This window comes from Pseudomonas sp. TE3728, assembly GCF_056279145.1.
The window spans coordinates 805,127-826,714 of sequence record NZ_JBWBQT010000001.1; the positions used below are offsets into that span (position 1 = coordinate 805,127).

The 21,588-nt window shown below is 61.1% G+C and carries 19 protein-coding genes; 10 read left to right on the forward strand and 9 right to left on the reverse strand.

The window, feature by feature from the left end:
* Positions 1 to 5 precede the first annotated feature (5 nt).
* Positions 6 to 908: a LysR family transcriptional regulator gene (locus ACZ89R_RS03155; RefSeq protein ID WP_429546744.1), complete on the forward strand. Its 903-nt coding sequence runs from the start codon at positions 6 to 8 to the stop codon at positions 906 to 908.
* 241 nt (positions 909 to 1,149) lie between these two features.
* On the forward strand, positions 1,150 to 3,345 hold the full coding sequence (locus tag ACZ89R_RS03160) for a TonB-dependent siderophore receptor (protein WP_429546743.1): 2,196 nt from the start codon (positions 1,150 to 1,152) through the stop codon (positions 3,343 to 3,345).
* On the opposite strand, the gene ACZ89R_RS03165 is transcribed toward ACZ89R_RS03160, so the two are convergent.
* A complete protein-coding gene (locus ACZ89R_RS03165; RefSeq protein ID WP_123494792.1) occupies positions 3,342 to 3,668 on the reverse strand; it encodes a hypothetical protein in 327 nt (108 codons plus the stop codon). The genes ACZ89R_RS03160 and ACZ89R_RS03165 overlap by 4 nt on opposite strands.
* 242 nt (positions 3,669 to 3,910) lie before the next feature.
* On the opposite strand from ACZ89R_RS03165, the gene ACZ89R_RS03170 reads away from it, so the two are divergent.
* Positions 3,911 to 5,335: a homospermidine synthase gene (locus ACZ89R_RS03170; RefSeq protein ID WP_429546742.1), complete on the forward strand. Its 1,425-nt coding sequence runs from the start codon at positions 3,911 to 3,913 to the stop codon at positions 5,333 to 5,335.
* 36 nt (positions 5,336 to 5,371) lie between these two features.
* Here ACZ89R_RS03170 and ACZ89R_RS03175 read toward each other — a convergent pair whose 3' ends face one another.
* The 4 genes from ACZ89R_RS03175 to ACZ89R_RS03190 all read right to left on the reverse strand — a co-directional run bounded on the left by ACZ89R_RS03175 (position 5,372) and on the right by ACZ89R_RS03190 (position 9,131).
* Positions 5,372 to 6,076, reverse strand: coding sequence for a phosphoribosyltransferase (locus ACZ89R_RS03175; RefSeq protein ID WP_192344575.1), 705 nt, complete (start codon positions 6,074 to 6,076; stop codon positions 5,372 to 5,374).
* Positions 6,077 to 6,157: 81 nt separating this feature from the next.
* Positions 6,158 to 7,045 (reverse strand): universal stress protein, encoded by an 888-nt coding sequence (locus ACZ89R_RS03180; protein ID WP_429546741.1) that lies wholly within the window; start codon positions 7,043 to 7,045, stop codon positions 6,158 to 6,160.
* Between the two features lie 175 nt (positions 7,046 to 7,220).
* Complete coding sequence (locus ACZ89R_RS03185) at positions 7,221 to 8,039, reverse strand: alpha/beta fold hydrolase (RefSeq protein ID WP_429546740.1); 819 nt, start codon at positions 8,037 to 8,039, stop codon at positions 7,221 to 7,223.
* 198 nt (positions 8,040 to 8,237) lie between these two features.
* The gene (locus ACZ89R_RS03190) at positions 8,238 to 9,131 is read right to left on the reverse strand and encodes a LysR family transcriptional regulator (protein WP_429546739.1); all 894 of its coding nucleotides are present in this window, start codon (positions 9,129 to 9,131) and stop codon (positions 8,238 to 8,240) included.
* A gap of 105 nt (positions 9,132 to 9,236) precedes the next feature.
* On the opposite strand from ACZ89R_RS03190, the gene ACZ89R_RS03195 reads away from it, so the two are divergent.
* From ACZ89R_RS03195 to ACZ89R_RS03225, 7 genes are all read left to right on the forward strand, one after another.
* Positions 9,237 to 9,902 (forward strand): RraA family protein, encoded by a 666-nt coding sequence (locus tag ACZ89R_RS03195; protein ID WP_429546738.1) that lies wholly within the window; start codon positions 9,237 to 9,239, stop codon positions 9,900 to 9,902.
* The gene (locus ACZ89R_RS03200) at positions 9,902 to 10,564 is read left to right on the forward strand and encodes an RraA family protein (RefSeq protein ID WP_429546737.1); all 663 of its coding nucleotides are present in this window, start codon (positions 9,902 to 9,904) and stop codon (positions 10,562 to 10,564) included. The genes ACZ89R_RS03195 and ACZ89R_RS03200 overlap by 1 nt, the downstream gene beginning before the upstream one ends.
* Positions 10,564 to 11,202, forward strand: coding sequence for an RraA family protein (locus ACZ89R_RS03205; protein WP_123494801.1), 639 nt, complete (start codon positions 10,564 to 10,566; stop codon positions 11,200 to 11,202). The genes ACZ89R_RS03200 and ACZ89R_RS03205 overlap by 1 nt, the downstream gene beginning before the upstream one ends.
* On the forward strand, positions 11,199 to 12,413 hold the full coding sequence (locus tag ACZ89R_RS03210) for a pyridoxal phosphate-dependent aminotransferase (RefSeq protein WP_429546736.1): 1,215 nt from the start codon (positions 11,199 to 11,201) through the stop codon (positions 12,411 to 12,413). The genes ACZ89R_RS03205 and ACZ89R_RS03210 overlap by 4 nt, the downstream gene beginning before the upstream one ends.
* Before the next feature lie 201 nt (positions 12,414 to 12,614).
* The gene (locus tag ACZ89R_RS03215; RefSeq protein ID WP_429546735.1) at positions 12,615 to 13,838 is read left to right on the forward strand and encodes a DUF3422 domain-containing protein; all 1,224 of its coding nucleotides are present in this window, start codon (positions 12,615 to 12,617) and stop codon (positions 13,836 to 13,838) included.
* Between the two features lie 198 nt (positions 13,839 to 14,036).
* Positions 14,037 to 15,083: a Rieske 2Fe-2S domain-containing protein gene (locus ACZ89R_RS03220; RefSeq protein ID WP_429546734.1), complete on the forward strand. Its 1,047-nt coding sequence runs from the start codon at positions 14,037 to 14,039 to the stop codon at positions 15,081 to 15,083.
* A complete protein-coding gene (locus tag ACZ89R_RS03225; RefSeq protein ID WP_429546733.1) occupies positions 15,080 to 16,030 on the forward strand; it encodes a PDR/VanB family oxidoreductase in 951 nt (316 codons plus the stop codon). Before ACZ89R_RS03220 ends, ACZ89R_RS03225 begins: the two co-directional genes overlap by 4 nt.
* An 11-nt stretch (positions 16,031 to 16,041) precedes the next feature.
* Here the strand turns inward: ACZ89R_RS03225 and ACZ89R_RS03230 are convergent, their stop codons facing one another.
* The 4 genes from ACZ89R_RS03230 to ACZ89R_RS03245 all read right to left on the reverse strand — a co-directional run bounded on the left by ACZ89R_RS03230 (position 16,042) and on the right by ACZ89R_RS03245 (position 21,574).
* Complete coding sequence (locus tag ACZ89R_RS03230; RefSeq protein WP_007895809.1) at positions 16,042 to 16,755, reverse strand: GntR family transcriptional regulator; 714 nt, start codon at positions 16,753 to 16,755, stop codon at positions 16,042 to 16,044.
* Between the two features lie 93 nt (positions 16,756 to 16,848).
* A complete protein-coding gene (locus ACZ89R_RS03235; RefSeq protein WP_429546732.1) occupies positions 16,849 to 18,090 on the reverse strand; it encodes a thiolase family protein in 1,242 nt (413 codons plus the stop codon).
* The gene (locus tag ACZ89R_RS03240) at positions 18,087 to 19,970 is read right to left on the reverse strand and encodes a feruloyl-CoA synthase (RefSeq protein WP_429546731.1); all 1,884 of its coding nucleotides are present in this window, start codon (positions 19,968 to 19,970) and stop codon (positions 18,087 to 18,089) included. The genes ACZ89R_RS03235 and ACZ89R_RS03240 overlap by 4 nt, the downstream gene beginning before the upstream one ends.
* A 155-nt stretch (positions 19,971 to 20,125) precedes the next feature.
* The gene (locus ACZ89R_RS03245; RefSeq protein ID WP_429546730.1) at positions 20,126 to 21,574 is read right to left on the reverse strand and encodes an aldehyde dehydrogenase; all 1,449 of its coding nucleotides are present in this window, start codon (positions 21,572 to 21,574) and stop codon (positions 20,126 to 20,128) included.
* Positions 21,575 to 21,588: the final 14 nt, after the last annotated feature.

Sequence of the window (21,588 nt, forward strand, 5' to 3'; positions counted from 1 at the left end):
GATCAATGTTCGAACTGACGCAACTGCGCTGTTTCACCACCGTGGCCACCGAACTGAACTTCCGCCGGGCTGCCGAACGGTTGAACATGACCCAACCACCTCTGAGTCGCCAGATTCAACTGTTGGAACATCACCTGGGCGTCGAGTTGTTCACCCGCAGTACGCGCAGCGTCGCCTTGACCGCCGCAGGCCGCGCCTTTTTTATCGAGGCACAGAACCTGCTGGAGCGCGCTCAGCAAGCCGCCGTAACCGCTCGGCGCTTCGCCGAAGGGGACATCGGTACGGTCAATATCAGCTTCGTCGGTAGCGCGGTTTACGAGTTCCTGCCCAAGGTCATCGCGGAAGCGCGGCTCAAACAGCCTCAAGTCAAAATCGATCTGTCGGAGATGAACACCTACCAGCAACACGAAGCCCTTCGCGCCCGCCGTATCGATCTGGGCATCGTTCGCGCACCGTTGCTTGAGCCAGGCTATGCCACCGAATGCCTGGTGCGTGAACCTTTCGTATTGGCCGTCCCCCACAACCATCGGCTGGCCAGCGCTAACACCGTGTCCGTCAACGATCTGGACGCTCAACCCTTCCTGATGTACTCCCATGCGGCGTACCCGCCGTTCAACGAACTGCTGACCGGCATGCTCCGCTCGGCCCGCGTCGCCCCGGAATATGTGCAGTGGCTCGGCTCGTCCCTGACTATCCTGGCCCTGGTCAACGCCGGAATGGGCCTGGCCCTGGTACCTCGCTGCGCCACCAGTGTTGTGTTCAAGAACGTGGTGTTTCGCGATATCGATCTGGGCGAAGGCGTACAAAGTGAACTGCATTTGATCTGGCGTGAGAACAACGACAACCCGGCGTTTGCGATGTTGCTGGAGGGCATTCGTAAGGCTGTGAGGGATGGCTGGGGGTTGTGAGGCCCCCCGTAGGAGCTGCCGCAGGCTGCGATCTTTTGATCTTTCCAACAGGCGACTCGTTGCCTGAACAAACGCCAAGGTCAAAAGATCCCAGCCTGCGGCGGCTCCTGCAATTACCCGGTGATCGTCGCGATGACATTTTCATTTCATGATCGCTCCTCTTGTATGATGCCCCGCTTTCAAGCGTGAGCCGCAGGCTAAGACTCGCCAAACCCGGACCCGCAGTCGTCGAGGATTTTTCATGAATAGGCTTTACCGGACCTCCCGCCAGGGAGTGGCCGCCCCGCGGTTCGCGCTCAATCCCCTGAACCTGGGCTTGGGCCTGCTGCTGTCCAGCGCCGTGCCTTCGGCCTGGGCCGCCGCGACCGAACTGCCGGCGGTGACCGTCACCGGCGAAGATACTTCCGGCTATCAGGCCGACAGCGCTTCGGTCGGTGGTTTCGAGGCGGCGCCATTGCTCGATACGCCGGCCTCGATTTCGGTGGTCAACGAGGCGATGATCAAGGATCAGCAGGCCCGCCTGCTCAGCGAAGTACTGCGCAACGACGCCTCGGTGGGTGAAAGCTACGCGCCGGTCGGCTACTACGAAAACTTCGTCGTGCGGGGCTTCTCCCTCAACTCCGCCAGCAGCTACAAGATCAACGGCCGCACCATCACTGGCGAGCAGAATGTCGGGCTGGAGAACAAACAGCAGGTGGAGTTGCTCAAGGGCCTTTCCGGTTTGCAAAGCGGTGCCAGCGAGCCCGGCGGATTGGTCAACTACGTGACCAAACGGCCTGGCGACGTGCGCTCGGTCACCGTCTCCACCGACGATCGCGGCAGTGGTTACCTGGCGACCGACGTCGGTGGATGGTTCGGCAGCGAGCAGCAGTTCGGCCTGCGCGCTAACCTGGCCCACGAAGACCTGCATTCCTACGTCGAACACACCAATGGCCAGCGCGATTTCGCCTCGCTGGCCTTCGACTGGAACATCAGCCCCAATGCGCTGCTGCAACTGGACGCCGAGTACCAGACCAAGGAACAGCGCTCTGCACCAGGCTATCAACTGCTCGGCGGTTCCAGCCTGCCGCACCACGCCTCGCCGAAGAAGCTGCTGGCACACCAGAGCGGTTCGAAGCCGGTCACCACCGATGCGCTGAACCTCAACGGTAATTTCGAATACCGCTTCAGCGACCAGTGGAAAGGCAACCTCAGCGCCTCGCGCAGCCGGGTGGTGATCGATGACTACAGCTCGTTCGCGTGGGGCTGCTACGGCTCCGCCAGTTGCGCCGGCGCGGCGGTGCCGAACTACTTCAGCCCCGAGGGCGACTACGACATTTACGATTTCCGCAGCCCCGACGATACCCGCCGCAACGATGAAGTGCAGGCTGCCCTCAGCGGCCACTTCGAAACCGGTGGCCTGGGCCACGAACTCAGCGTCGGGACTAGCGCGTTCCGCCGCGTGGGGGACAAACGCGATGCCATCAATCAGATGATCGGTAGCGCCAACATCAACAGCGAACCGGCGGATTTTGCCCCTTACGATGGCCCGCTCAACGATTCCTACCGGCGCCTGGACAGCCGCCAGTACGGGCTGTTCTTCAATGACCGGATCAGTTTCAACGAGCAATGGCAGGCAGTGCTGGGCGGGCGCGAAGTGCGCCTGGATGAAGAGACCTTCGACAGCCAGGGCGAGACTACCCGGCACACCCAACGCTATGAGTTCCTGCCCCAGGCCGCGCTGATCTACAAGCCGGTGCAAAACCTGTCGCTGTACACCCGCTACAGCAAGGGCCTGTCCCTGGGCGGCGAAGCAGCGTGGTTCACCACCAATGCCTATGAAATCCTCGCGCCCACCGTATCGCGACAAATCGAGGCAGGGATCAAATACGACTGGCAGCGCATCAGTCTGGCCGCGGCGCTGTTCCAGATCCGACAGGCCTACCAGTACTCGCGACCGAATGACGACGGTACGTTCACGTTCACCCAACAGGGCGAACAGAAGAACACCGGTCTGGAGCTCTCGGCCAATGGCTGGGCCAGCCAGCGCCTGCAGATCGCCGCCAGTGTCGCGGCGATCCGCGCGCGGGTCACCGACAGCGGCACGCCAGCTTATGAAGGTCACCAGGCAATCAATGTTCCGACCCTGCGCGCCAACCTCTACGGCGACTATGCCCTGCCCTGGTTCGATGGCCTGGCGCTGCTCGGCGGAGTGCAGTACAGCGCCAGCAAGTACGCCAACCGCCAAGGTGAAGTGCAGACCGGTGCCTATGCCATCTTCAACATCGGCAGCCGCTACAGCACTCGCATCGACGGATACGACACCGTGTTCCGCCTGACCGTGGACAACCTGTTCGACAAACGCTACTGGCGCGACGCCGGTGAATACATGGGCGATGGCTACCTGTTCCAGGGCGCCCCACTCACCGCGCGGCTGAGCGCCTCGATCAACTTCTAGCGTCGGGCCAACTCATGCCGGATGCATTGCTCGTAATACGTTTGCTTGATAGCAGCAGGCTTGAGACGTGAGGCACTGTTATAGGTTTGTTCGGTAATCCCCATGGCCGTCATGCGCATCCACGGCCGGGGGAATTTTCTCGATTGCAGTTTCTTGCGTGCCCCGTAAAGCGTGAAACCGGAAAGCTTCGCCGCTTGCGCGTCTGCGGCTATGTCCGAGCCCCAACTGCAGACGAAACGACTGTTCTTGCTCAGGTCCTTTGCCTGAGCCTCAAGCGAGAGCATCAGGGCAAACGTCACAGCCATCCATACCAAAGTCCGCATATCGCCAATGCCTAACCTTCTGAAAAGAAAGCAAGTTTGACAACGAAACGGAAATCGGTGGGCCAGCAGTTCGCCTCATTCTCATCTGTTTTTTTGGTCTCGATCGGCATAGCAGAATCTCCTTGACGGTGTCCGAAACTTTTTTGAGCTTTAACTGAGCCTTGCAGTCTCTAGTTTGAGAGCGTCGTGGTTATCGACAGGTCATTTGCGGCGAGCGCGCGGTCAGCCGGTGGAGGCTATCGATGTCAGATCTTGAGCATGTCATTCAGCCCTTTGATGCCAGGTTGGTGATGATCGGCTCTGGCTGTATCGGAAAAGGCGTACTTGCGCTGCTGTTGCGCCATCTTGAACTTGAACCGCAGCGACTGTTGATCCTCAGCCCCGATGACGATGGACGCTTGCTCGCGCAGGAATTTGGCGTCGCCCACCAAGCCGGGCAACTGGACCAGAGCAATTACGAGGCGGTGCTGGACCCTCTGTTGAGCGCTGGCGATTTCCTGCTCAACCTCTCGGTGGGGGTTTCGAGCCTGTCGCTGATTCAGTTCGCCCAGCGTAAAGGCGTGCTGTATCTGGACACCTGTATCGAGCCGTGGGAAGGCGGTTATACCGATCCCGACAAATCCCTGTCCGAAAGATCCAACTATGCATTGAGGGAGGCGGCACTTCAGCTTCGCAGGGAAAGTGCGCAAGGTTTGTCCACCGCTGTCTTGACTCACGGGGCCAATCCGGGGCTGGTGTCCCACCTGATCAAGCAGGCACTGGTCAACCTCGCTGAGGACTTGGGTGACACAACGCCCCAGCCCACTACTCGCGAAGAATGGGCGCAGCTGGCCAGCCGACTGAATATCCGCTGCATCCACATTGCCGAACGCGATTCGCAGTTTTCATCGCAACACAAAATCGCCGATGAGTTCGTCAACACCTGGTCCGTGGACGGTTTCATCAGTGAAGGCAGCCAACCGGCGGAGTTGGGTTGGGGCAGCCATGAGAAAGCGCTGCCCGAGGATGGCTATTACCACGCCTTCGGGTGCCAGGCCGGGATCTATCTGCAACGTCCCGGTGCCTCGACGCGGGTTCGAACCTGGACGCCCTCGACGGGGCCAACCCATGGGCTGCTCGTGACCCACAACGAAGCCCTGTCGATTGCCGACTACCTGACCCTTGGCCAGGGAAGGCAGCCGACTTACCGGCCGACGGTCCACTACGCTTATCGGCCCTGTGACGATGCTTTGCTCTCGGTGCATGAACTCGCCGAGCGCAACTGGAAACCCCAGACCCGCCAACGCCTGCTCGATGACGACATCCTTGATGGCGATGAAGAACTCGGCGTGCTGCTGATGGGGCATGCCAGCAACAGCTATTGGTATGGCTCGCGCTTATCGATCCAGCAAGCCCGGACACTCTGCCCCCATAACAGCGCCACCAGCCTGCAAGTGACGGCGGGAGTGCTGGCCGGCGTGATCTGGGCCATTCGCAATCCGCAACGTGGCATTGTCGAACCGGATGAATTGCCCTTCAGGGAGATTCTGCAGATCTGCATGCCTTACCTTGGCAAGGTAGAAGGCATTTATTCCGACTGGACGCCGCTTACCGGACGTCACTCACTGATGCCCGAGCAGACCGATGAATCCGATCCGTGGCAATTCGTGAACGTCAGGATCACTTGAAAGCCTGACGTGGTTTACTCCACGCCAGGCAACGGCTCAAATACCGGAACCGTTCTGAAATGAGTCGCCCGAACCGGACTCTCGTTGCCAGGCCCGGTGCAGAAGATCGATGACCTCTTCGTCCGATGTCTGCGAAAAATCCGTGTACCAATGCCCGATCGAGATCATCCAGTCGGGGATGAGCGGGCAAATCAGTTCGTCCACTTCATCGCGCAGCGCCTCTGCCGTCTCAACCGGTGCCACCGGCACGGCAACGACGATGCGCGATGGCGCTTGCAGGCGCGCGGCCTGTATCGCAGCCATCATCGTGGCGCCTGTCGCCAGGCCGTCATCAATCAGAATCACCACCTGATCCTTGAGCGCCACAGGTGCACGTGATGCCCGGTATAGCTGCTCGCGACGCAACAACTCCTGCGTTTCCTTTGCAACCACGGCATCGAGCGTGCGTTGATCAATACCGTTAGCCCGCAGCGCATCTTCGTTGACGATTTGTATGCCGCCACTGGCAATTGCGCCCATGGCGAACTCCTGGTGGGTCGGTACTCCCAACTTGCGCACCAGCATCAGGTCCAGGCGAACCTCCAGGGCCGTGGCGACTTCATAGGCCACCGGAACGCCGCCACGGGGTAAGGCGAGAACGATGACATCGGCTCTTTTAGCGTATTTGAGCAACGGCTCCACCAGGCCTCGGCCGGCATCAACCCGGTCATGCAAGATGGTTTGCAATGAAGGACTAGTCATTTGAAAACCTCCCTGGGGCGGGAGCCCCAAACACGGGCGTTCGTTTGACGGCGGCCATTATTCCGATCGGGGCGCCCGCCCCTAGACCGCCAGAATGCTGCAAGGCACCTGATACAGAATATGTTCGGTGGTGCTGCCGAGCAGCCGCTCCAGGCCACGGTATTGAGCTCTGCCCATCACTACCACATCCACTTGATGCACGTGGGCGAACTCACTCAACACCGAGACCGGTTGCCCCATAATGAAATGCCGACTCTCAGGGGGTACACCAAATCGGGCGGCCAGCTTGAGAAATGACGCTTCCAGGTCGTTGCGCAACTCCCTGGTCAGCTCCGAGAGCGTCAGACCGCCGCCCAGATCTGCCAGAAAAGCCGCCGAAATGTCACACGCGTACAGCAGATGCAACTCGGCATTGCACTGCAGCGCAAGGCCCGATGCCTGCAAGATGATCCGGTCATTGAGTTCACTGTTCGAAGGTTCGGTGTCTGACACGTCAACCGCGGCTACCACCTTCTGCGGCAAGGCATGGCATTCACTCCCCACCAGATAAACCGGGACCGGACAATGGCGCAATAAACGCCAATCCAGCGGCGTGAAGAACGCGCGCTTGAGCACCGGCTCATGCTGCACTTGCTTGATCAACAGATCGGGTTGCATTTGCGTGACATGGTCAAGGATGTCCTGGCGCATGTTGTCAGCCCATGCGACTTCGGTTGTCACCTCGATCCCCCGGCCTCGCATCTTTTCCGCTTGTTCATCGAGCCAGTCGCGGTGCTCCTGCAGGTAGGTTGCCCGAGCCATTTTGCGGTCGCCTTCTTCGAGCAGCGACAGAATATCCAACGAGGGGATCAGGCCGGCAATGTGCAAGCTCGCCCCGCTGGCCTTGGCCAGGGCAGCGCCATGGTTTATCGCAGGAGAATGGCGCAGCAGCGGGTTGATGATCAGTAATAACCGTTGATACTGGCTCATGGGCAGACTCCAGACAGGTTGATTCTCGACGCCGGCTCGAGAATCCAGCATCAGGCCCAGATTCGTCCCTTAAAGCCTCTTAAGCGTTGATTTATATCAACTCCCTTGAATGAGGCATTGAAAGGGCCACTTGAGAAGAATAGTTCACAACGCTGCTGTGCATCTCATGCCAGACTCATTCGCGATGGCCGTTCGCCTGAAAATCGGCAATCTGCTGCCACATCGCGATCGGGTTGGAATACATGGGGAAATGCCCGCACTGCGCAATCGGCGCCAACCGCACGCCTTGGGCCTGGATATGCGGCAGATAGGACAATGAAGCGTTCTGCTCACCGTACATGAACATGCGCGGGCATGGCAGGCCGAGGAACTTGCCCATCAAGTCGGCGTTGTCGGAAAGATCGACCATCGACTCGAAGATCCCGCGTACCGCTCCGGCACGAACCTTGTGCCGCAAGCTTGCGGAATAAAGCGCACTGGCATAAGCCGGGGCGTGTCGGGCGCGTTCGATGAAGGCGGCGAAAAACACCTCGGGATCGTCCGCCGGGTAATCGACGATCTGCCGGCTGAGGAAGCAGTCCTCCGGGGCGATGTTGCCCTCGATGTCGACGAAGCTGAGTACCCGGTCCGGGCATTGATGAGCCAGCATCAGTGCGGTCAGTCCGCCCATGGAATGGCCGACCAGATGAAAGCGTTCGATACCGAAATGCTCCAGCACCTGCAACGCGGTCTTCAGCAGAAAAGGGATGGAAATCCGCGAAAGGTCGCCGCACTGGCTTTCCCCGCAACCCGGTGCGTCATAAGCGATGAAAGGATGACCGGCGAAGGCGGCCTGCTGCACGACGTCGGCGTAGTCTTCCTTGGTCGAGCCAAACCCATGCAGGAACACAATCGGCGCCAGGACACCGTCGCGGTGAAGGGTGGCGATGTTCAGCCGGACGCCCTCCACCGTCAGAGGGATGTGCGCTTGAGTGAAGGTTTCGGGTTTGGACACGTGATGGATTCCTTGAGCGAAAAGGGTGACCGCCGGCTGCATAGCGGCCCCGGAAATCTGACAAACATTGCCTGTTTTTTGTGAGTGCTGCGCACTCAAGCGGGAGCAAGCTCCCTCGCCACAGCAGGCCGTCAATTTCGCGGGGATCGGGCCTTCTGTAAATTCCTCATTCGGGAATACCGTCATAGGTCAAACCTATCAAACTGTTTTTTGGAGCCGGGCGACCACCTCCTCCACCAGCGGATTGGGCCGATCGGCATTCCAGGCCACCGCAGTGGTCACCACATTGAGCGGCTGGCTCAGTGGTCGTAACACCACATTATCGGGGGCCAGTTTTTTCAGCGACGCCGGCACCAGGGCGATGCCTTGTCCACAACTGACGAAAGCGATTTGCGACGCGACGGAGCGCACTTCATGCAGCACGCGCGGGGAAAATCCACTGGCGCGGCAGGTCGCGATCAGATTGTCGAAGTACACCGGGCTGACCTTTCGGGAAAACATCACCAGGGGCTCGGTGGCCAGGCTCGACAGGCTGATGCGCTTGCGCGAAGCCAATGGGTGATCGCTGGGCAAAGCCACGACCAGACGATCCTCGGTCAGTGGCAGCGACTTGATCGAAGCGCCCAGGTCGCCGTCCAGACGGGCGAAGGCCAGGTCGATGTCCCCGGCTTCCAGCGCAGGCACGGCTTCGACGCTGTCGATCTCCCGCACGGACACGGTGAGGTGCGGGTAATCGACCTTCAGCTGCTCGATCAACCCGGGCAACACATCGAACATCGCCGTGGAAATCGCGCCGACAGTCAACATCCCCGACTGCCCCGCCACTGCCTCCTCCACGGCCAGTTCCAGGCGCTCCAGTTGCTCGGCGAACTTGCGCACCGCCGGCAGGATCGCGGCGCCTACCGGGGTCAGTTTCGCTCCCCGCCGCGAGCGGTCGAACAGCTTGACCTTGAGCGCCTGCTCCAGCACCTGAATCTGCTCGCTTAACGGTGGCTGGGACATTCCCAAGCGTTTGGCGGCGCGGCCGAAATTCTGTTCTTCGGCAACGGCCAGGAACAACCAGAGGTGACGAATCAAGCGGAAATTGATCATGGTTAATCCATAGGTTTAACGTATGTAACGCTTCTGTGATTAGTAATATACCTATCAAATTGTCTCGCTGACACTGGGCGCCTCCGTCACCACTGGGGCTTTCCCATGATCAATAAAAGTTTGCTGGATCGCTTGGCGGCGCTGGATACCAACACGGTCTCCGATGCGCTCGACTTCCTCGGCCTGCCGGGCGCCACCGTGGGGCTACGCCCGCTGTGGAACTGCCCGAAGATCGTCGGCCGCGCCAGTACCGTCTTGCTGGCGCCAAAATCCGACAACGTCCCCACCGTGCACCTGATTACCCCAGTGGTGGAACAGATCGACAGCGACGATCGCGTGCTGGTGATCGCCGGCGGTATCGAAGGTATTTCCTGCTGGGGCGACATCCTCGCCAACGCGGCGGCCGGCAAGCACGTACGCGGCACGGTGATCGACGGTTTCAGCCGCGACATCGACGGCAGCGAAGCGATTGGTTACCCGGTTTATGGCCGTGGGGTCACCATGATCAGTGCGCGCAACCGTGTGGTGCAGATTGATGCGGCGGTGACGATCAAGGTGGCCGGTGTCGATGTCAGCGAGGATGACTATGTCATTGCCGATACCTGCGGAACCGTATTCGTCCCCCAAACCCATATCGAAAAGGTCATCGATCTTGGCGAGCGCATCGCCCGCCGTCAGGACAGCATGGTCGAGGCCGTGCGCAGCGGCCGCTCGGTGGCCGAGGTGATGCACGACACCCAGTTCGAAGCGATTCGCGTGGAGCACGCCTGATGAATCTTGAAGATCAAACCCTGGTCGCCTTGTTTGAAGGCCTCGACACTCCTGGCGTCTCCGACGCGCTGGACAAACTTGGCCTGCCTGGACAATGCCTCGGCGTGGCGCCGCTGGACAATTACCGCAAGGTCATCGTCGGACCGGCGTTCACCGTGCAGTACGTCTCGGCCAGTGTCCCACCGGGCACGGTGGGTGATTTCATCGAAGACGTCGCACCCGGCGACGTGGTGGTGATCGACAACGGCAGCCGTACCGACTGCACCGTTTGGGGCGACATCATGACCCAGTACGCCGGCACTCGACAGATCGCCGCCACGGTCATCGACGGGGTGTGCCGTGATGTGAACAAGGCGCTGGGTGATGGCTACCCGATCTTCAGCAAAGGTCGCTTCATGCGTACTGGCAAAGACCGCGTGCAAGTGCAGTCGGTCAACCAGCCGGTGTCCATCGGCACGGCACGGGTCTGCTCCCGTGACATCGTGGTCGCCGATGCCAACGGCGTGGTAATCGTGCCTCGCGCCCGTGCCGCTGAAGTGGCGGCATGTGCCCGCCAGATCGAATCGGTCGAAGCCGACATTCGCGCCCTGATCACCCAAGGCAAAACCCTCAAGGAAGCCCGTGCTGCATTGGGTTACCACAACCTGCAGAGGAAAGTCTGATGACCACGCTCCCCTTCCCCCCGGATTTTCGCGCGCGGGCAAAAGTACTGGGCACCTCGACGCTGTATGAAGCGTCCCATCTGCCCTGCGCGGTTGACAGTGCGATCCGCCCGATCTGGGACGGCGCCTTTATCGCCGCCCCCGCCTACCCGCTGGAATGTTCGCCGGGCGATAACCTGGCCCTGCATCTGGCGATGGAACGCGTGCCCCGTGGCAGCGTACTGGTCGTGGGTACGGGTGGCTTCATCGCCGGTTACTGGGGCGAGGTGCTCACCGTGGCGGCCGAAGCGGCGGGCGTGGTTGGTTTGGTAATCGATGGCGGCGTACGCGATATCGCGGCGCTGAAGAAACGCCAGTTCCCGGTATTTGCCCGTGGTATCTCGGTCAAAGGCACGGTCAAGGCCTGCGCCCCCTCGGTGGGACAACCGTTCAATTTCAATGGTGCTTTCGTGGCACAGGGCGACCTGGTGGTGGCTGACGATGACGGCGTGGTCATCATCCCCAAGGCCGATGCGGCACGTACCCTTGCAGAAGGCGAAGCGCGCGCGAACAAGGAAGCGCAAATGATGCAGGCACTGACCGAAGGCCGCTCGACCCTGGAACTGATGAACCTGACAGACTGGAGAACCCGGGCATGAGCATCGACATTCAGCGCCTCAACCAACGCCTGGCCAGCGCACAGCCCTCGGCGACTTATCGGATCATGGATCGAGTGGCGGAACGCCGGGTACAAGGGGCGAAGATCATTTCGCTGTGTGCCGGCGAGCCCGATTTCGATACCCCCAAACATGTGCGTGAGGCGGCCATTTACGCCATCGAACACGGCCACACCCGCTATACCCAGGTCGCCGGTGTGCGCTCGTTTCGAGAAGCGGTGGCGGCCAAGTTCCGCCGCGAAAATGGTCTGGACGTGAGCTGGCAAGACACGCTGGTTTGCAACGGTGGCAAACAGGTGATCTACAACGCCCTGGCCGCCACCCTCAACGAGGGCGACCAGGTCATCGTGCCGGCGCCGTACTGGGTCAGTTACCCGGAAATGGTGCAACTGTGCGGCGGTGAAGCGCGGATCGTCATGTGCGATGCCGGTACGGGTTTCAAACTGACGCCCTGGGCACTGGCTGCCGCGATCACCCCGCAAACCCGTTGGTTAATTCTAAATTCGCCGTCCAACCCGACCGGCGCGGTGTACAGCGAGACGGAACTTCGTGCCCTGGCGGCTGTGTTGCTGGACCACCCCCACGTGCTGATTCTGGCCGATGATATCTATGAACACCTGATCTTCGACGATCAAGCGTTCTACACCCTGGCCCAGGTGGAGCCACGACTGGCGCCGCGAACCCTGACCATGAACGGTGTCTCCAAGGCCTACGCCATGACCGGTTGGCGCATCGGTTTTGCCACCGGGCCGCGCTGGTTGCTGGAGGCCATGGAAAAGCTGCAGGGCCAGCAGACCTCGGGCGCGAGCTCGGTTTCGCAGCAAGCCGCACTCGCCGCGCTGGAGGGGCCGAAAGACTTCATCCGCGAAAGCCGTGCCGCTTTCCAGGCTCGTCGCGATTTGATGGTGACGCTACTGAACGACACGCCGGGACTGGAATGCGTGAGCCCGGCGGGTGCGTTCTATGCGTTCGTCTCTTGTGCGGGGCTGATCGGCCGCACCTCGCCCGCCGGTCGAGTGCTGCACACCGACGAAGATGTCGCCCATGCGCTGCTCGACGAAGCGGACGTGGCGGTGGTGCATGGCAGTGCATTTGGTCTTGGCCCCTATATTCGCATTGCCTATGCGCTGGATGACGCTTCATTGCGCCAGGCCTGCGAGGCCATTCGTGCGTTCTGTGTAGCGTTGCGCTAAACCTGTGGGAGCGGGCTTGCTCGCGAAAGCGGTGTGTCAGGCGACATCAATGTTGACTGTGCCACCGTCTTCGCGAGCAAGCCTGCTCCCACATGTACTGCGCATGGCTGACTGGCATTGGTCGATCGCCGGTTTTGTTTGTGACTCAAGAATGGGGCACCCAGTCCCAAGAACAAACAACTCCAACATGGCCCAAACAGCATGCATCCGCAAAGACTGATCCTGCACAACGAGTTGCACGCGCGCCCTTCTCTGTATTTCGACGAGCCCGCCCATGTGTTTCATCTGGCGTTTCTGGCGAATGACGGGCAGTGCGACACCTTGCTGAGTCGCTGCTGCCCCGACCCCGTCGACCCGGATGCAGCCCAGGGCATCACCGAGCTGGAGGGCCATGCCTTGAAGTGGGAACGGCACGCAGAGTTCCTGACGCTGACGCTGGTGGTGCCCTCCTCCAGTCACGAGCCATGCTGGAGCCCGCCACCCAGGGCCTTGATGGACCGGGTCGAGCCTTTCATGCAGCACGTGATCAACGCTGTGCAGATTGTGGTGCGCACCGATACGTCTTTTTCCGGCGATCTGTCCGTTTATGGATTCAAGGATCCCAGCGGCTCTTGCATCGGCGGTGGCGATGCGACGGTCTGGAGCGACTTTCGCCTGAGCGAGGATGGCACCAACCGTTTTCTTTTCATTAACAAACGCCTGAATGCCTATCGCCTGGGACGGATGATCCGCCGCCTGCTGGAAATCGAAACCTACCGAATGATGGCTTCGCTTTCCCTCATCACCGCGAAAGCCCTGAGCACTCAGCTCAACGTCTTCGACAAGACCCTGGTCAACCTTTCGGAACGTAACGCCGGCCCCGATACCGGAAATGCGAAAGCGTTGCTGACCGATATTGCCAACCTGTCGGCGCAAGTGGTCAGCAGCAGCGCAAAAACCCGACACCGCTTCAGCGCCACCCAAGCCTATGCACAGCTGGTTTTCGAACGCCTGGGTGAACTGCGCGAAAGTCATGTGGGTGATTGCCAGCGACTGGGTATCTTCATCGAAAGGCGCTTCAAACCCACGGTCAGATACTGCGCCGTCACCGAACAGCGCCTGGAGCAACTGGCTGAAAGCGTGGCCAACCTCGGGGACTTGTTGCAGGCCCGTGTCCAGGTCGAAATGGAAGAACAGAACTCGGAAATCCTGAGGAGCCTGAACGCTCGCGCCGATACTCAAATCAAAATCCAGCGCGCCGTCGAAGGCTTGTCGATTATCGCCATCACCTATTATTTGTTGAGCCTGTTCAAGCTGTTCTACTCGGGGCTGCACGTCATGGGCGCGGACATTTCCGCGAGAGACGCTCTGCTGGCCATGACTCCGCTCGCGCTCTGCGTCCTGCTGTTTATCTTGATCAGGATCAGGAAAGCCAAAGAGCATTGATACGCGGCACCAGAATCGACCGATTCCGAAGCTGACATCCGGGATGATCCGCTACGGATCCGGCTGGCTTGGCAGAGGGCTACAACCACGCCAATGGATCCATAAAATCGTTAACAAACAGAATTAGTTTGACAAACACGCTATAAATCAACATTAATGGATCCACTAAATAACAAAAAACAGCCTTGGAGAATCTCCATGTACCCCAAGAACACCTGGTACGTCGCCTGTACGCCCGATGAAATTGCCGACAAGCCGCTAGGCCGTCAGATCTGTGGTGAAAAGATGGTTTTCTACCGCGGGCATGAAGGCAAGGTGGCGGCTGTCGAAGACTTCTGCCCTCATCGCGGCGCACCGCTGTCTTTGGGCTATGTGGAAAACGGCAACCTGGTATGCGGCTATCACGGCCTGGTGATGGGCTGCGACGGCAAGACCGTGGAAATGCCCGGGCAGCGGGTTCGCGGCTTTCCGTGCAACAAGACATTCGCCGTGGTCGAGCGTTATGGATTTGTCTGGGTCTGGCCCGGCGATCAGGCGTTGGCCGACCCGGCGCTGATCCATCATCTGGAATGGGCGGTCAGCGATGAGTGGGCCTATGGCGGCGGCCTGTTCCACATCCAGTGCGACTATCGCCTGATGATCGACAACCTGATGGACCTGACTCACGAAACCTACGTTCACGCGTCCAGCATCGGACAAAAGGAAATCGACGAAGCACCGCCGGTGACCACGGTTGACGGCGACGAGGTGGTCACCGCCCGGCACATGGAAAACATCATGGCCCCGCCTTTCTGGCGCATGGCCCTGCGCGGCAACAATCTGGCCGACGATGTGCCGGTGGACCGCTGGCAGATCTGCCGCTTCACCCCGCCCAGCCATGTGCTGATCGAAGTCGGCGTAGCCCATGCCGGCAAAGGCGGTTATCACGCCCCCCAACAGTTCAAGGCGTCGAGCATCGTCGTCGACTTCATCACGCCGCAAACCGAAACCTCTATCTGGTACTTCTGGGGCATGGCACGCAATTTCAACCCGCAGGATGAAGCCTTGACCGCGAGCATTCGCGAGGGTCAGGGCAAGATTTTCAGCGAGGACCTGGAGATGCTCGAACGCCAGCAACAGAACCTGCTCAGCCATCCCCAGCGCAACTTGCTCAAGCTCAATATCGACGCCGGCGGCGTGCAGTCGCGCCGAGTTCTGGAACGCCTGATCGGCCAGGAACAAACGCTGCAGGAGTCAATGGCATGATCGAAGTCCTGGTGGTATCCCGCAACAACGAAGCCCAGGACATCTGCAGCTACGAGCTGGCCAGCCTCGATGATCAACCGCTGCCGACCTTCAGCGCCGGTGCCCATATCGATGTGCATCTGCCCGGCGGCTTGATCCGGCAATATTCCCTGTGCAACCACCCTGAAGAACGCCATCGCTACCTGATTGGCGTGCTCAAGGATCCGACCTCTCGCGGTGGTTCACTGGCCATGCACGAGCAGATCCACCCCGGCACGCGGCTGTCTATCAGCGAGCCACGCAATCTGTTTCCATTGGCGCATGAGGCCCGGCGCAGCCTGCTCTTCGCCGGCGGTATCGGCATTACCCCGATCCTGTGCATGGCCGAGCGCCTGGCCCACAGCGGCGCGGATTTCGAGTTGCACTACTGCGCCCGTTCGCGAGAGCGCGCGGCCTTTGTCGAACGCCTGCAACACTCGGCTTTTGCAGACCGGGTGTTCCTGCATTTCGATCAGGAACCCGACACCGCGCTGGACGCGGCCAAGGTCCTGGCCACACCTCAGAACGATGTGCATTTATATGTGTGTGGCCCCGGCGGTTTTATGCAGCACGTGTTGGACACGGCCAAGGCCAAAGGCTGGCAGGAGCAATGCCTGCATCGCGAGTACTTCGCCGCCAGCCCCGTTGACACTGGCGCCGATGGCAGTTTCTCGATCAAGGTCGCCAGCAGCGGCCAGGTCTTCGAGGTGCCGGCCGACAAGAGCGTGGTGCAGGTGCTGCAAAATCAGGGCATCGAGATCGCCATTTCTTGCGAACAGGGCATCTGTGGCACCTGCCTGACTCGGGTGCTGGAGGGCGTGCCGGAACACCGTGACCTGTTCCTCACCGAGGATGAACAGGCCTGCAACGACCAGTTCACCCCTTGCTGCTCGCGCTCGAAAACGCCGCTGCTGGTGCTGGATATCTGAAAGAGTCGCGCCTATTCCGAGCGGAGGATGACCTTCATCCGCTCTTCGGCCGTCGCCGAGCCGAATATCTCGGCATAACGCAACGTGGCGTTGGCGTGCTCGCGCATGATCGCTTCGGCACGTGCGCCCTGGCGGTTGACCAGGGCATCGAACACCGAATGGTGTTGCATGTGGGCGTAGTTGAAGCGTCGGTATTCCCGGACCATGTCGTTGCGGTCCACTGCCAGGGCTGTAACCGAAGCGAAGGGCAAATGATCGTTGCGCGCCAGTGCGTCGGCGATCGCCGGGTTGTGGCTGCCTTCGACAATCACTTCGTGAAAACGCATGTTGAGGTCGTGATAGACCTCCAGGTCCTCGATGGTCACAAACCCCTTGTCGAACAGTTGATCACCTTGCATCAGGCACTGTTCAAGGGTCGCCCGGGCCTCGTCCGATAGCCCGCGCTCGGCGGTCTGACGCGCCGCCAGGCCTTCGAGTACACCCCGCACTTCAACCGCACCGGCAATGTCATCGGGGCTGACCGAACGCACCTGAAACCCGCGCCCGCCAAAGCGCACCAGCAAGCCTTCCTGCTCCAGTGTGCGGAAGGCCATGCGCACCGGCATTCGCGAGACACCAAACAACTCTGCGGTGGGAATTTCCATCAAGCGCTCGCCAGCCGCCAGTTCGCCTGAGGCGATCATTTTGCGCAACGCGACCAGCACCGTTTGACCGGGCTTACTCATCCAGGCAACTTCCAGAAAGGTGGGTCTGCATAGTAACGCAAGACAGTGACGCAAGGATTGGGCTGACTGCAGCAAAGACCTCGGGGTTTTGCTTCAGCCTTGATACGCCGGGTTTTCGATCAGCAGAGCCATGCCCTGCCCGCCACCGACACACGCGGCGGCGATGCCATAGCGCAGATTGCCCTCGCGCAATTGCCTGGCCAGGGTCAGCACCAGGCGCAAACCCGTGGCGGCCAAAGGATGTCCCAAGGCAATCGAGCCGCCCCGCCGGTTGAGCCGATCACCGTCCAGTTCAAGCGCCTGGGCCACAGCCAATACCTGAGCGGCCTGGGCCTCATTGATTTCCAGCAATCCGATGTCACCAAGGGCCAAACCGCTGCGTTGCAGAAGCAGCTGGATGGCTGGCACTGGCCCTATCCCCATGAATTCCGGTGCCACGCCTACCACGGCACTGGCCAGCAAATGGGCCAATACCGGACGTCGGGCGGCAGACGCTCGCCCCACCAGCGCGGCCGCCGCGCCATCGACCACCGCGCAACTGTTGCCGGCCGTTTGCACACCGCCGGCATGCACCGCCCGCAACCGGCCCAAGGCGTCCAGATCGGTGGGTCGCGGGTGGCTATCACGCGTGACGCGGTCCACGCCCCGTGGCAACTGGATACTGCGTGGCTGATAGCTGGCCAGTTCAAAGCGCTCATTGCCGAGCGCCACCAGCTCCGGTTCAAACCAGCCGTCAGCCTGGGCCTGCAGCGCGAGTTGATGGCTGTCGAGGGCATAGCGATCCACCTCTTCGCGGCTCAGGCCGTGCCGCCGGGCCAGGTTGTCGGCGGTGGTGATCATGTCTCCGCCCGGGGCCGGGTCGTAGAGGGCTTCCCAGAGAAAGTCCTTGAATTCCACGCCCGCACCGAGCCGGAAACCGCTGCGGTGGGTATAGGCGGCAATCGGGTTGCGCGACATGGATTCAGCCGCCACGCACAGCGCCAACTGCACGCCGTCATCCAGTTGCCTGGCGGCCTGCCGCAAGAGTTCGAAACCGGTGGCGCAGATGCGCTGCACACCCAGCGCCGGTGTCTCTTGCGGCACGCCACTGTAAAGGCCGATATGCCGAGGCAGCAGGTAAGCATCAAAACTGGCCTGAGCCATGGAGCCGGCCAACACGCTATCGACCAACGATGGATCAATAGCGGCGCGGGCCAGCACCTCGCGCCCGACCTTGATCCCCAAGTCGATCGGCGAAACCTGGGCCAAGGCGCCGCCGAGATCGACCCAAGGCGTGCGCAGTGCTTCGAAAATGGCCACATCGCCAAAGCACGAATACTGCCCCGCACCGCTCACGGCAGAGGTCCGGCACGCAAGATGGAAGGTTCTTCGCCGCGATACAGCGCCTCGACCTTGTCGGCGCGCCACTGCAACACCGCGCGCTGGTTGATCGAGCCCTTGTCGGTGATTTCACCGCGGTCGATGGAGGCGGGTTCGTCGAGCAGCGCGATCCATTCCAGGCGGCTGGCATTCCCGGTGGCGTCGCGGTTGAGCCGTTGCAGCCAATCGCCGAACCATTCTCGCACCGGCGTGCTGGCCAGGACTTCGGCATCGCTGGCGTGCGCACTCAAACCGGCCAGACGCCGGCATTCGTAAAGACGGGGAAAGACCAGCGCACCCAGGCACTCGCGGTCCGGCGCGGCCACCACCAGGTCCTGAACATAGGGCGAGCCTTCAAGCACTGCGCGATTGCGCAACGGGCCGACGCTGACAAACACGCCGGAGCTCAGTTTGAAGTCCTCGGCAATGCGCCCGTCGAACATCAGCCCCAGTTGTGGATCGCGGGCGTCGGCCAGTTTCAATGCGTCGCCGGAACAGTAGAAGCCCTGCTCGTCGAACACTTCGGCGGTCTGCTGTGGCGCACGCCAGTAACCCGGCATGATGTGCGGCCCGCGAAAACGCCCCTCCAGCTTGCCGTCCACCGGCACCAGCCGCACTTCGCAACCGGGTGCCGGCAGGCCGATGTAGCCGGCCATGGACAATGGCCCGGTGGTGAACGTGCAGGACGGTGCCGCCTCAGTCATGCCGAGCCCGGCCATCATGCGAATGCGTTCGCCACAATGCTGTTCGGCGACCCGGTCCAGGCGATCCCAAACGCGCTGGGACAAACCGGCGGCGGCGAAAAAGAACAGCTTGATGCGCGAGAAGAAACATTCACGCAACTCGCTATCCTGCTCCAGCGCGTTGACCAGTTCTTCCCAGCCTTTGGGCACGGTGAGGTACGCGGTGGGCGATATTTCCTTGAGGTTGCGCAGTGTTTCAGCAAAACCCTGGACGGTCGGCTTGCCGTCGTCCAGATAAAAAGTGCCGCCGTTGTACAGCACGATCCCGACGTTGTGGCTGCCGCCGAAGGTGTGATTCCACGGCAGCCAGTCCACCAGCACCGGAGGTTCTTCGCCGAACACCGGAAAAGTCTGCAACAGCATCTGCTGGTTGGCGCAGAGCATGCGCTGGGTGGTGATCACTGCCTTTGGCAATTTGGTGGAGCCTGAGGTAAACAGGAACTTGGCGATGCTGTCCGGCCCGGTAGCCGCGAAAGCGCAATCGGCCTCGGCACTGCCGGGTTGTTCCAGCAGGCTGGCAAAGCTCGCCTGATGGCGGCCAGGAATTTTACCGCGCACGGTGATCAGCGGCGTTTCAACCGGCAGCACCGCATCGATCGCCCGCTGATAGGCCGCAGCGTCGCTGACGAACACCAGGCCCGGTTGCAGCAGATTGCAGACATGTCGCAGCTTGGCGAAATCCTGGGACAACAGCGAATAGGCAGGAGAAACCGGGCAGTAAGAAATCCCGGCATACATCGCGCCCAAGGCAATCTGTAAATGCTCGATGTCGTTGCCCGAGAGAATCGCCAGCGGTCGTTCCGCCGAAAGCCCATAACCGAGCAGGCCTTGGGCAATGGCGCGGACGCTGGTCAGCATCTCGGCGTAACTCACGCGGCGCCAGTCGCCGCCGTTCTGGCGAGCAGCGATAAAGGTCTGTTGCGGGCGCACATGGGCCCAATGCACCAGGCGATCCAGCAAACGTACAGGCAACTTGGCCAAGGGTTCCAGGGAGCGCATATGCAGGATGCCCTGCTCTTCGCTGACCTCGACCGCAGGATGACCGATGGACACCTGGCGATAGCGCGGCGCGTTGGCTTCGGTCTGGGGTGGCGATCTGAATTCGGAACTCACGTGCTTGCTCTCCATCAAGGCACGCACCGGCTCGCAGAAATGCGTTCAACCGGGGCATGGCAGCCAGTGGCTGCAGCCTCTTTATTGTTATGTCTGCCTGCACACGGGCAACGATTGCTCTCAAGCGTTCGCTTGCCCGACGGTGCGGCGGATGCTCAGATCGGGTAGTGCCGCGGGCCGTTCTGCAAGGTCACCCAGCGTAACTGGGTGAAATGCTCGATAGACGCCTTGCCGCCAAAACTGCCATAGCCGCTGGACTTGACCCCGCCGAAGGGCATCTGCGCCTCGTCGTGCACGGTCGGGCCGTTGATATGGCAGATGCCCGACTCGACTCGCTGGGCCAGGGCCAGAGCACGGCCGGTGTCGCGGCTGAAGATCGCCGCCGACAAGCCGAACTCGGAATCGTTGGCCAGGCGCAGCAGTGCTTCATCGCCCTCGCCACGCACCACCACCGCCACCGGGCCGAAGGACTCTTCGCGGTACAGGCGCATGGCATCGGTGACGCCGTCGAGCAAGGTCGGCTGCAGAATGCTGCCCGCAAGCTGGCCGCCCGTGACCAGGGTTGCTCCCTTGTTGAGGGCATCGTCGATCAACAGTTTGATGCGTTCACCGGCGCTGCTGTCAACCAGTGAACCGAGCACCGCACCTTCGGCGTTGGGGTTGCCGGCGGGCAAAGTGGCGATCTTCGCCGCGAGTTTGGCGACAAAGGCATCGGCCACTTTGGCATCGACGATCAGGCGCTCGGTGGACATACAGATCTGCCCCTGATTAAAGAAGGCGCCGAAGGCCGCAGCCTCCACCGCTGCGTCCAGGTCGGCATCCTCCAACACCAGGAACGGCGCCTTGCCACCCAGTTCCAGCAACGCCGGTTTGAGATGACGCGCCGACAGTTCACCGACGATGCGCCCGACATGGGTCGAGCCGGTGAAGTTGACCCGACGCACCGCAGGGTTGGCGATCAGCCGCTCGACAATTGCCGCTGCATCCTGAGGCGCGTTGCTGATGACGTTGACCACGCCATCACCGAGGCCTGCGTCCTGCAACACCTGACCAATCAGCCGGTGCACCGCCGGGCTCAGTTCCGACGCCTTTAGCACCACGGTGTTGCCGCAGGCCAACGGCATGGCGATGGCGCGGGTAGCGAGGATCACCGGGGCGTTCCAGGGCGCGATACCCAGCACCACGCCGCAGGGTTGACGCAAGGCCATGGCGAAGCTGCCGGGCACATCGGAGGGAATGACTTCGCCGGTGATCTGAGTGGTCATGCACGCCGCTTCACGCAGCATGTTCGACGCCAGGTGCACATTGAAACCGTACCAGTTGGCCATGGCGCCGGTCTCGCCGGCTGCCGCGATGAATTCCGCGCTGCGGGCCTGCAACTGCTCGGCCGCACGCAACAACCGAGTGCGTCGTTCATTGGGGGCGAGGGCCGCCCAGGTCGGAAATGCCGCTTTGGCCGCGGCCACGGCGGCGTCGGCATCTTCCAGGGTGGCGGCGGCAACCCGTGACACGACTTCGCCGGTCACCGGATTACGCCGTTCGAAGGTTCGTCCGTCTCGGGCGGGGCACGACTGGCCGCCGATCAGCAGGGGCACGTCCAGCATGGTGATTCCTCTTT